The organism is Nitrosomonas sp. PY1, assembly GCF_022836435.1.
Lineage (GTDB): Bacteria > Pseudomonadota > Gammaproteobacteria > Burkholderiales > Nitrosomonadaceae > Nitrosomonas.
In genome coordinates, this window is sequence record NZ_BQXC01000001.1 from 687,987 (window position 1) to 700,301 (window position 12,315).

5 protein-coding genes and 1 riboswitch are annotated in these 12,315 nt (G+C 44.3%); of the genes, 4 read left to right on the forward strand and 1 reads right to left on the reverse strand.

Features of this window, described 5'->3' with window-relative positions; all coding sequences use genetic code 11:
• The first annotated feature begins 89 nt into the window (after positions 1 to 89).
• The 3 genes from W03_RS03145 to W03_RS03155 all read left to right on the forward strand — a co-directional run bounded on the left by W03_RS03145 (position 90) and on the right by W03_RS03155 (position 8,830).
• Positions 90 to 1,082 carry a zinc-ribbon and DUF3426 domain-containing protein gene (locus W03_RS03145; protein ID WP_244071321.1) on the forward strand — a complete coding sequence of 331 codons (993 nt, stop codon included), beginning with the start codon at positions 90 to 92 and terminating at the stop codon, positions 1,080 to 1,082.
• A 70-nt stretch (positions 1,083 to 1,152) separates the two neighbouring features.
• The gene (gene metH / locus W03_RS03150) at positions 1,153 to 4,863 is read left to right on the forward strand and encodes a methionine synthase (RefSeq protein ID WP_244071323.1); all 3,711 of its coding nucleotides are present in this window, start codon (positions 1,153 to 1,155) and stop codon (positions 4,861 to 4,863) included.
• Between the two features lie 211 nt (positions 4,864 to 5,074).
• Positions 5,075 to 8,830, forward strand: coding sequence for an ATP-binding protein (locus tag W03_RS03155; RefSeq protein WP_244071325.1), 3,756 nt, complete (start codon positions 5,075 to 5,077; stop codon positions 8,828 to 8,830).
• A 98-nt stretch (positions 8,831 to 8,928) separates the two neighbouring features.
• Here W03_RS03155 and W03_RS03160 read toward each other — a convergent pair whose 3' ends face one another.
• Complete coding sequence (locus W03_RS03160; protein WP_244071327.1) at positions 8,929 to 10,164, reverse strand: EAL domain-containing protein; 1,236 nt, start codon at positions 10,162 to 10,164, stop codon at positions 8,929 to 8,931.
• Positions 10,165 to 10,691: 527 nt separating this feature from the next.
• Positions 10,692 to 10,806, forward strand: a riboswitch (guanidine-I (ykkC/yxkD leader).
• A gap of 63 nt (positions 10,807 to 10,869) precedes the next feature.
• On the opposite strand from W03_RS03160, the gene W03_RS03165 reads away from it, so the two are divergent.
• Positions 10,870 to 12,306: an APC family permease gene (locus tag W03_RS03165; RefSeq protein ID WP_244071328.1), complete on the forward strand. Its 1,437-nt coding sequence runs from the start codon at positions 10,870 to 10,872 to the stop codon at positions 12,304 to 12,306.
• The last annotated feature ends 9 nt before the right edge of the window (positions 12,307 to 12,315 follow it).

The window sequence follows — 12,315 nt, forward strand, 5'->3', positions numbered from 1 at the left end:
ATAATCGCTAATACATCAGTATTTGATATCGCACTCAAGGTAATTCTTAAGAAAAATTACCTTGCCATTCATTAAGAGAGATACGCAGCATGGCTTTGGTAACCTTCTGTCCTGATTGTGGTGTAGCCTTTCGAGTTAACGCTACACAACTGCAAATGCATAATGGCGATGTGCGGTGCGGGTGCTGTCAACAGATATTTAATGGTTTCTCAACGCTGATCACAGTCAGTGAGTCGGCCATCATTTCTTCACAAGATATATCATTGAAATCGGATGTTGCGTTAGAAACCGCAGTAGAATCTAGTTTGCCAGATTTATCAGAAGCGGCACAAACGGAGCGATCTGCTCAGCATTTACCGCACGTACAACAAGATTCATTGCCACAGCATCAACCGCAGCCACTTTCACGACCGCAACCACATTCTTCGATAAATTTAGAAATGCCACTGACTCAGTCAGATGCTCCTGTTACGGTTGGCTTGACAGTGCAGCAAACTGCATCTCAAACCAATTTAATCCTAGCTGATTTAAATGATCACGGCGAAATGACTGAGTCATCAACGGACAGCTTACTGGATGATCATGAGCATTCCGTCTCAAAGTGGTTGCAATTTTTCCTAGGCTTCGCAAATATCATGCTACTGATGCTTTTGTTTGCGCAAATCACTTATCACTACCGTACAGAATTGACCATTATCGCTCCAGAAAGCAGACCAATATTGGAACGTTCTTGTATGTTGTTGGGATGCCTCGTACCTTATCCGCAACAAATTGAGCAGCTAGGTATTGAAACATCGGATCTTCAAAAAAGTGAGACGAAGCAGCCTTCGACTTCAACATTATATGTAGTAATCCGCAATCACGCACCCTTCCCGCAAGCATTGCCACTATTACAATTGTCTCTATTGGATGCCAAAGATCAATTAACAGCCAATCGTGTATTTGCACCTCGTGAATACTTGTCCAATGAAAACCAAGTCTTGCAATTTATTGAAGCTAACGATGATCTGGAAATTCGTTTAGATTTTGACAACAGTCAACTGGATGCATTTGGTTATCGGTTGAACTTACTCTATCTCTAATCGTTCTAGAATAAGATAATAAGCAGTACGTTATAATTTGGTTGTTACTTCTTTTATCTATATAACCTTCATGAATAGCAATACTCGCACGCAATTACTGGAAAATTTATTCCCACAACGCATCCTAGTTCTAGATGGTGCAATGGGTACGATGATCCAAACTTTCAAACTGAGCGAAGCGGATTATCGTGGGAAGCGTTTTGCTGACTTTCCACATGATCTGCGCGGTAATAATGATTTGTTGACCCTAACTCAGCCTCAAGTCATTCGATCGATTCATGAAGGTTATTTAGAAGCTGGCGCGGATATTATCGAAACCAATACTTTCAATTCGAATGCTGCGTCAATGGCTGATTATCATATGCAAGATTTGGTATATGAATTGAATCTCGCCGCAGCAAAGCTAGCCCGTGAAGCAGCACAGGAATTCGAACGCAGAACACCGGAAAAACCGCGCTTTGTGGCCGGTGTCATTGGTCCTACTACGAAGACTGCGTCGATTTCTCCGGACGTCAATGATCCTGGGTTTCGCGGCATTACTTATGATCAACTGACAAAGGACTATACCGAATCAATTCGCGGATTAGTGGATGGCGGCGTGGATATTTTATTAGTTGAAACTATTTTTGATTCGTTGAATGCTAAAGCTGCATTGTTCGCAATCGATCAATATTTTGAAGAAAATAACATTCGTTTGCCGGTTATGATCTCTGTAACCATTACGGATGCATCAGGGCGCACTCTCTCAGGACAAACACCGGAGGCTTTTTGGAATTCGGTCAGTCACACACGCCCATTATCGGTAGGGATTAACTGCGCATTAGGTGCTGAATTAATGCGGCCCTATGTTGAAGAACTCTCGAAAGTGGCCAATGTGTATACCAGCGTGCATCCAAACGCCGGATTACCCAATCCGCTCTCAGAAACCGGCTATGATGAATCTCCCGAGTATACTGCAAGCCAGATCCGCAGCTTTGCTGAATCAGGTTTTGTCAACGTCGTAGGCGGTTGTTGTGGCACCACGCCTGCACATATTAAAGCCATTGCAGGGGCTGTCAGCAATATTACTCCCAGAAAAATACCCGATATTCCTAAAAAACTTCGCTTGTCTGGCCTTGAGCCGCTGAATATTGGCGATGAATCGCTATTTGTTAATGTTGGAGAACGAACCAACGTGACTGGATCACGCGCGTTTGCAAGATTGATTTTGGGCGATGATTATGCGGAAGCGTTGAATGTTGCACGTAACCAAGTAGAAAATGGCGCGCAGATTATCGACATCAACATGGATGAAGCCATGTTGGATTCGCAAAAAGCCATGGTGACTTTCTTGAATCTGCTGGCTGCCGAGCCCGATATCTGCAAAGTTCCGATCATGCTGGATTCAAGCAAATGGTCGGTGATAGAAGCGGGGTTGAAATGTATTCAAGGTAAGCCGGTTATTAATTCGATTAGTATGAAAGAAGGTGAAGCCGAGTTTATCCATCACGCTAAACTGGCGCGCCGTTATGGTGCGGCAGTTATCGTCATGGCTTTTGATGAACAGGGTCAAGCCGATACTTTACAGCGCAAAATTGAAATTTGTACACGCAGCTATAATTTATTGGTTGGCATCGGTTTTCCACCGGAAGACATTATTTTCGATCCGAATATTTTTGCAATCGCAACAGGTATCGAAGAGCATAATAATTATGGCGTCGATTTTATCGAAGCCACTCGTTTGATTAAACAATCCCTACCTTACGCCAAAATTAGCGGCGGTGTATCGAACGTATCCTTTTCTTTTCGTGGTAATGAACCGATCCGCGAGGCGATTCATACGGCTTTTTTGTATCATGCGATCAAGGCCGGTATGACGATGGGTATCGTGAATGCCGGGCAATTGGGTGTTTATTCCGATATCCCATCCGAATTATTACAAAAAGTAGAAGATGTCATTTTAAATCGCCAACCAGATGCCACTGAACACTTGGTCGAGTTTGCCGAAAATTTCAAAGGAATGAAAAAGGAGCAAATCGAAGACTTATCCTGGCGCGATCAACCGCTACAACAACGTTTGACGCATGCGCTGGTTAAAGGGATTTCAACCTACATCGTCGAAGACACTGAAGCAGCACGCATAGAAATCGATAAGCAGGGTGGGCGTCCGATCCAAGTGATTGAAGGTCCGCTGATGGAGGGCATGGGTGTCGTTGGAGACTTGTTTGGTGCAGGAAAAATGTTTTTGCCGCAGGTTGTCAAATCGGCGCGTGTAATGAAACAAGCCGTCGCACACTTATTGCCTTTCATTGAAGCAGAAAAGAAATTGCTGGGTGACGACAAACCCAAAGGTAAAATAGTCATCGCAACAGTCAAAGGCGATGTGCACGACATTGGTAAAAATATCGTGACCGTCGTATTGCAATGCAATAACTATGAAGTCATTAATATGGGTGTCATGGTTCCGAGTGCGCAAATTCTTGATATGGCGCAACGAGAGAATGCAGACATCATCGGCCTTTCCGGTTTGATTACACCTTCGTTGGAAGAGATGGCGCATGTCGCTAAAGAGATGCAACGCGAAGGTTTTACCATTCCGTTATTAATAGGAGGGGCTACCACTTCGCGTGTGCATACCGCCGTTAAAATTGCCCCGCATTATGAAGGACCAACGGTATGGGTGCCTGATGCTAGCCGTGCAGTGGGCGTATGCAGTAATTTATTATCACAAGATTTACACGAAAATTATGTGCGAGAAATCAGAGAGGAATATGAAAAAGTCCGTACGCAGCATAAAAATAAAAAAGGTGCTTCCAAGTTACTCACTTTAAACGAAGCACGTGCCAATGCATTCAAAATCGATTGGCAAAATTATCATCCTCATGCGCCTGAGCTACTGGGTATCCGCACTCTAAACAATTACCCATTGGAAAAAATTGTACCGTATGTCGACTGGACGCCTTTTTTTCAGGCTTGGGAGTTGGTTGGACGATACCCCAATATACTGGAAGACGAAGTTGTTGGTGAAACTGCTCGCCAGCTTTTTCACGATGCACAAACTATGTTGAAAAAAATCATTGAACAAAAATGGCTCAGCGCAAATGCAGTAATCGGCTTATTCCCAGCCAATGCAGTTGGTGATGATATCGAAATCTATACCGATTCAACACGCAGCAAGCTTGCCATGACTTATCACTGTTTGCGACAGCAAGATCAAAAACCTTCCGGCAAGCCTAACCGTTGTTTAGCTGACTATATTGCACCTAAAGATACTGGTATTCAGGATTATATCGGGATGTTTGCTGTGGGTGCGGGGTTTGGCATTGATGAGCGCATTCAGGCATTTGAAGCAAATAATGACGACTACAGTGCGATTGTGCTGAAAGCACTGGCAGATCGTCTAGCCGAAGGTTTTGCTGAACATATGCACGCACGTGTGCGACGGGAATTCTGGGGCTATGCCAAAGATGAGGATCTTACCAACGATCAACTGATTGATGAGCAGTATCTGGGTATCCGTCCAGCGCCAGGCTATCCAGCCTGCCCAGATCATACCGAAAAAGGCGAGCTATTCAGTGTGCTGAATGCAACTCAAAACGCCGGCATCGTCATCACCGAGTCATTTGCCATGGTACCCACTGCTGCTGTATCCGGATTTTATTTTTCGCATCCGCAATCCAGTTTCTTTGCAGTAGGAAAAATTGGCAAGGATCAAGTAGAAGATTATGCGCGCCGCAAAAACTGGACATTGGAGCACGCGGAACAATGGCTTTCGCCCGTACTGGCTTATGAAAGAGAATAAAAGGAAGCAATCATTATGCAGTCTAGAAATATGAGAATTATCCATGATTCCGCCCTTGATAGCGTGCATCATTTCTTTATGCTGTGAAGCTCCGGATTCCTTGAAAATCAGCCGGCATCGGCCGGGTGATTCTTCTGCCAGAAGTGCTTGTGGTAAGCTATTGCACAGGCGGCGTCGGTGGCGACCGTAAGTCGATCAAGGAGAAATTGTGATGAAATTCACTTCACTTACGCAGCGCTTTGCTGTTTGGTTTACATTGGTTTGCTTATTGCCAATATTGGTTATTGGCAATAGCCTGCTGCATACCTTCGAAAAAGAAATTAAAAACTCCACCATTCAAAATGTTTCTGCGATCGCTGATAAAAAGATTGAGCAAATCGATAGTTACTTAAAGGAACGCTTTCTTGATTCCAGCTTAGTGCGTGATTCCAGCACAACACACGAAGCTCTCATAAAATTTTCCAGAATCTATGAGCAAAGTGGCGTGGAATCGGATGAGTATCAGCAACTGGATGCCAGTTATCGCGAAAATTTTAAACGCTTTATTGAAGAAGCGAAATATTACGATATCTTTCTGATTTCTACTAAAGGCGATATCGTTTACACGCAAGCCCATGAATCAGATTTTGCAACTAATCTATTTACAGGCCCCTATCGTGATACCGGACTCGGCAAAGTTGCTCGCTATGCACTGAAAAATTTAAAAAGCAGTATTTCTGATTTTGAACGATACGGACCATCCCATAATGCAATTACCGCATTCGTTGCAACGCCGGTAATAATAAATGGCGAGATTAAAGGCGTATTAGCGTTACAAATTTATAGTGAACGCGTATTCGCAGTGATCGCGAATAACGTAGGACTTAGCGATAGTGGCGAAACCTTTGTGGCGCGTCGCGAGGATGACTTCTTCGCATTGGTAATGGCGCCGCTAAAATACGATCCCGATGCGGCTTTAAAGCGCAGGATTCCTCTTAATGAACTTTCCGCCGATAAGGCCGTGCAGAGTGCTTTGGATGGTAATTCTGGCGCCGCACTGACGTTAGATTATCGTGGCAAAGAGGTAGTAGCCGCATGGCGCTACTTGCCACTTATGAAGTGGGGCATCGTAGTGCACATTGATGCCGATGAAGCATTTGCCTCAGTGTACAAATTGCATTTTATTGGCTTGGTAATCTTGGTTTTGACATTAATAGCCGCTCTATTGGGGGCTGTTTTGTTTAATCGGCGTGTTGTGGATCCTCTGAAACATTTGAATCAAAGTGCTTTGGAAATCTCGGAAGGCAATTTACACCAACGTATTGCGATTGAAGGTTGGGACGAGATGAGGCAACTCGCAAATACTTTCAATAATATGATGGAACGGTTAAATGCCAGCGATCAGCAGCGCAGCAAAGCCGAAAAAAAGCTACTGCAACTTAATCAGGAATTGGAATGCAGGGTTACCGAGCGTACCCATGATTTGCAACGCGCAAACACAGCTTTAGCTATCAAAGAAGAAGAAATGCGTTCTGTTGTTGAGCATATGGTGGATTGCGTAGTTACTACCGATGAAGTAGGTACGATTCTTTCCGCTAACTTGGTGATGGGAAAACTATTCGGTTATAGCCATGATGAAATGATTGGGCAAAACATCGCTATCATCGTGCCGGAACCAGATCGTAGTAAGCATGCTAGTTATATGGAAAATTATTGTCGCACGGGACATGGCCAGGAATATATCGGACGACCTTATTTATCCAATTCCCACGGCATTGGTAAGGGACGGGAAGTAGAAGGTGTGCGCAAGAATGGTGACCGCATTGAATTGTATCTAGCGGTCAGTGAATATTTTGTTGGTGAGAAGCGGCACTTTACTGGAGTGATGCGTGATATTCGCGAGCATGTGCGTATTATGAAGGATCTAAAACAAGCCCGGATCGAAGCGGAGCAAGCAAGCAGAGCTAAATCTTCTTTTCTTGCCGCAATGAGTCATGAGATTCGCACACCGATGAATGGTGTGATTGGCATGATCGACGTACTCAGGCAAACCAGTTTAAGTGGCTATCAAATGGAAATGGCTAGTCTGATACGTGATTCCGCTTATGCGCTACTTGCAATTATTGAGGACATTCTCGATATTTCAAAAATTGAAGCAGGTAAGCTGGAAATCGAAAAAATCCCAATGCAACTTACTCGCGTAATCGAAAATGCTTGCGGTATGCTGGCGCATTTGGCACTGAGTAGTAAGGTGGAATTGACCTTGTTCATTGATCCTAAAATTCCGGAAAATGTTCTTGGTGATCCGCTGCGGCTTCGCCAGGTATTAGTGAATATCGTCAATAATGCCATTAAATTTTCGAGTAAACAGAAAAAGCAAGGTAAGGTATCGGTGCGCGTTCTATTAGCCGAGTCCAATTCTGAACAGGTACTGATTACTTTTCAGGTTGCTGATAATGGCATCGGTATGGATAAAGAGACCCAAGGAAAATTGTTCAAATCTTTTTCGCAGGGCGATCCTTCTACTACACGGCGTTTTGGTGGAACCGGGCTCGGCCTAGCGATTTCTCATTATTTGGTGGAATTGATGGATGCAGAAATGACGGTGCGAAGTGAGCCGCAACAAGGTTCGACTTTTACCATACAAATGCCTTTCAAGCCATTATCGCCCACTATCGATGGGAACCGCCAGATGGTCGAAGAGCTAGATCTGGATGGCATGAATTGCTTAATATTTGGTGACGACGATAGCTTAAGTGGTGACCTTGCCGCTTACTTGAAGAGTGCTGGTGCAAAGATTAAACAAGTATTTGATCTTGATGAGGCCGATCAATTTATTCAGGATATTGCTCCAGGTTTATGGCTTGTTGTTATTGATGCAGAACAGCATGCATCCCTAATTAAGGAATTACGTGCTGCATTTAATGCGCGCTCTAAAAAAACACAGAATACATTGCAACTTAACACTGAGCCGCGCTTTGTTGTGATCAAGCGTGGTCGCCGCCGGCAAGCGCGCATTGAGGATATTGATATCGTTACGTTGGATGGCGATGTTATGTACCGTCAATCTTTACTAAGAGCGATGGCGATTGCGGCTGGCAAGATGGAAGCCAGTACGGAAACTATGTCGCTTGACAATTCATTTAAGCCGACACCAGTGCCAATGTCGCGTGACGAGGCGTTGCGACAAGGAAAACTTATCTTGGTAGCAGAAGATAACGATATCAATCAGAAAGTCATTCGCCAGCAACTCAATCTGCTCGGTTATGCTGCAGATATTGCAAATGATGGTCGAGAAGCGCTGAATCGATTACAAAACTGTAATTATGCATTGCTACTAACCGATTTACATATGCCGGAAATGGATGGCTTTGAGCTTACAAAAGAGATTCGCTCTACCGAATCAGACCAGAAGCATATTCCAATTATCGCGTTGACTGCAAACGCGTTGAAAGGTGAAAAGGAGCACTGCCTTAGTGTTGGTATGGACAATTATTTGAGTAAGCCGGTGCAGCTTGAGGATTTGCGTCTTGCGTTAGAGCGGTATCTGTCTGTTGACAAGTCGGAAGATGAATTAGAATCAGCTACTCGTGCAACTACGAGCGGAGCAAAAGCAAATACAGTGGCGATCAACGTGCATGTATTGGAAGAACTGGTCGGTAACGATCCGGCGATGATTCAAGAAATGCTGCTGGATTTTCGTGCCAGTGCTGAAAAGATAGCGATAGAATTGCGTGCAGCATTTCAATCTGGTCAGTTTGCCACAGTCGGCGCGCTGGCGCATAAGTTGAAATCATCTTCGCGTTCGGTGGGTGCTTTGGCATTAGGTGAATTATGTGCGGCACTGGAACAAGCCGGAAAGAATAACGATGTGGAAGAATTGGCGGCACTGCTACCGAGATTTGACGCGCAGATGATTGAAGTCAAAACTTACCTGGATACTTTATACGCAAAAGATGGAAAGAATTCCCCGAGAAGCACTGAATAATCGTTTGCGCAAGCGATTTACCGCATTAAGTGATGGTTGGATTTAATTAATAGTAAAAGATATATTTGGTTTCCTGTGTTCTATCCAATGTGAATTGACTAAGATGCAGGAGAATCATCCCGTAGCTCGGTGCGTACCCTGCTTTGCCATTCCTCCATCCAGTGCGGCAAGTCGTCGGGTAAGAGCGGTTTGGATATAAAATCTCCTTGTGCCATATCGCACTCCGTTTGGCGTAAAAGCTCCCAGTCATTACGATCTTCAACTCCTTCCGCCACGATATCCATGCCCAGTTGTTTTCCCATTGCTAAACTGGCGTCGTAGATGACGCGTAGCGTATCATCGCTGTAGGCGCGATGCACAAAGCTCTGATCAATTTTGAGCTCATTAAATGGAATATCGCGTAGCTGCGCCAAGGATGAATGTCCAGTGCCGAAGTCATCAATGGATAAATGAAATCGTTTAAGGCGCAAGCGGGTTAGAATTTCCAGTGGAATTCGCGCATCCGGCCCCATAACCTGGCTTTCGGTAATTTCGATGACGATTTTTTGTGGTGGTAGATTGTTCTCATGGACGAGATTGACCACCATGTCTTGAAAATCGAGTGAAGCCAAATTATCCATGGTGACATTGATTGATACGCGCAATGTTTGTCCGCTTCGGTGCCATTCCCCTGCTTGGACAATTGCTTGCGTCAATACCGAGCGTGTCAAGTCATCGATCAAATGGTTTTTTTCCGCGATGTCGATAAACCGATCCGGCATAATCAGACCATCTTTCGGATGATGCCAGCGAACCAGCGTTTCAACACCAATTACTTCCCCGGTTGCTACCGATACTTTGGGCTGGTAATAATTTACCAATTCTTGATTAGCAATGGCCGATTTAATATCGTCCGCGCTATAGGATTTGTCGTTGACTGACAATGGATGAGCCAATCCATCAGCCTCCCATCCCAGTAAAATTTCTGATAACTTATCAGGATTCACTGGCTTGTGCAAATAACCGAGCATCGGTATTTTATGTGCATGAACCAATTTCTCAGCGGTTTTTAACATGCGTTCATCTTCGCCGCTCACTAAAATCAGCTTGCCATGGTACTTCCGATCCACCAGATAGCGCACAAATTCAATGCCGTCCATATCCGGCATATTCAGGTCAAGCAAGATCAAATCTGGACATGTGTCAGCGTGATCTACCTTCTGAAGAGCGTCTGAGCCATTGTCGCAGGTGGTGATAGTAGCATAGCCCAACTTCGCCAGCATTCGTGACAGAAGCTTGAGCATAAAGGTATCATCATCAAGGATCAGTATTTTAATTTTAGATGTGCTATCCACGGCTTTTTTATTTTAGGAACAGATCGGATATCAAATCGCGGTGATTTTATGAATATCTACACATGATCATACACTGTGTAGAATGAAGATGATAATAATTGTTCTTCTTGAATGAGGCCGCCCAAAGGAAGTGAGCATGATGTTTCATCAGTCAAGACTGAGAATTACAGAACTAAGTGCTAGTGTAACTCTATTTTAGAGATTTTCCGTTTCTTTGATATAACAAACTGAATAAATTAATGTTATTAGACTTATGATAGATGTAAAATAGAATGCCAGAGTGTAATGTTTATTTAGTTATAAATATCAATTACTAAAGTAAAATACTTCTGTAAGGTTGCCGTCATGGCAAGAAGCACGATGTTGTTTTTGTTGGTAGGCATATTCATGCAAACAGTCAAATCATTCTTAAACAAGCACTGAAAGCATTGCTTTTTTAAAAGAGTCCATTTAGAATTCAAGCCAGTATTTGCATTTTTATAAATCTTCGTTAATCGATTGAGAATTTAGGTGCGAGTCAAAGTAACATAATGGGAAACTAGGGTTCCGGTTTGTTTAGATGTGTAATGAACAAGCGACTGGTCCAAGAGTTTCCGGTCTCGTGATAACGAGACTCCACGGAGGGAGAAAAGCCCGGGAGGTCAGGGTGTAATGTGCCAGAGTACGTTACAATCTCGGTAATTTCTTTCTGTATGGAGACTTGTTATGTCAGGTTCTACAAAACCAATTGCTTCGTTGCAAGAAGCTCATGTAACGGGAGATATACTCAACCGCAGCATGAGCGTGTGGCATAGCTTTACGCTGGGTTTTGCAGTTGTCTCGCCGGTTGCCGGGCTGTATGCGATTATTGGTGTGCAAACTACCGTTGCCGGTGGTGGCTGGTTTGCTGCATTGGCTGTCTGTTTGGTGATGCAATTATTGGTGGCCACCGTGTATGCAGAATTGTCGTCGCAATTCCCGATCGCTGGCGGTGCTTATAAATGGGCACGGCAACTCGGAGGCATTATCGCCGGAAACTATGCAGGTGTGATTTATACCTGTTCCACTATTGCCATGGTCACGACAACGGCTTATACCGGTGGTTTCTGGCTTGCAACTTTCAGTGGGTTACCCAGCGAAGGCGGCGGAGTGATGGTGTTTTGGGGGGCATTATTCTTGCTCCTTTGCACATGGCTTAATTTGGCGCCTGTCAGTATTTTCAATTGGGTGATTAAACTGGGCGTCTATGCAGAAGTTGTCGGTTCATTCGGCGTGGCGCTCTTGTTGTTTTTTTTCTTTCGTCAGCATCCGTTCGCGGAATTATTCCAGCACATGGGCACTGGAACTGCCCCCAGTGAAATGGCTGCTTTTTTTGCAGCACTGGCGATTTCTGGTTGGGCTTTCATCGGTTTTGACGCGTGCTCCACGACTGCGGAAGAAACGCATCAACCTAAACGCATGGTACCACGTGCAATTTTTATGTCTTTAATGGTAGTTGGTACGGTGGTTTTGTTTAATTCGGCAGCACTGATTTTGGCTTTTGAGCATGACACATTGCGGCATTCCAGTCATACATCCGATCCGGTTACGCCTTTGATTGCTAGTAGCATTGGAGCGTGGTTTGAAATGCCCTTTCTGACGATTGTAATGACGGCTTTTCTGGCTTGCGGTGCATCAATGCTCAAATATACTTCGCGGATAGTATATTCAATGGCACGAGAAGGCAATATGCCAACGATATTAAGCAAAGTGACTGCCAGTAAAACACCGCGCAATGCGATTTTGTTTACCGCTCTGCTAGCAGGCTGCGGATTGATTTTTGGACTCAACGATGATGCCGTTGCCACTATTATTGCTTTTGGTACTGGCGGTTTATATGCCATGTTCTCATTCACAACGGGATTTGCATTGTTTGCTCGCCTGACAGGTCGATGGAATCCTCAACTCGGTGAGTTAAAACTCGGAGTATGTGGGTTGATCATCAATGTCTTGGCATTCCTTTGGTCGGTATTTGAACTCGTCAACATTGCCTGGCCGCGCCCGTATGCTATTTCGGTTGACGCTCCTTGGTGGCAGTTATGGGCTACACCACTGGTTCTGGGCAGTATTCTTACTGTTACGACTCTGTACATCCTTTGTAAAAAATGGATGAATGTTAAGTAACTTTCATAT

Bases quoted from the DNA above. Each gene is read 5' to 3' on its own strand.
- W03_RS03145 (WP_244071321.1), top strand. From the start codon at position 90: ATGGCTTTGGTAACCTTCTGTCCTGATTGTGGTGTAGCCTTTCGAGTT.
- metH (WP_244071323.1), top strand. From the start codon at position 1,153: ATGAATAGCAATACTCGCACGCAATTACTGGAAAATTTATTCCCACAA.
- W03_RS03155 (WP_244071325.1), top strand. From the start codon at position 5,075: ATGAAATTCACTTCACTTACGCAGCGCTTTGCTGTTTGGTTTACATTG.
- W03_RS03165 (WP_244071328.1), top strand. From the start codon at position 10,870: ATGTCAGGTTCTACAAAACCAATTGCTTCGTTGCAAGAAGCTCATGTA.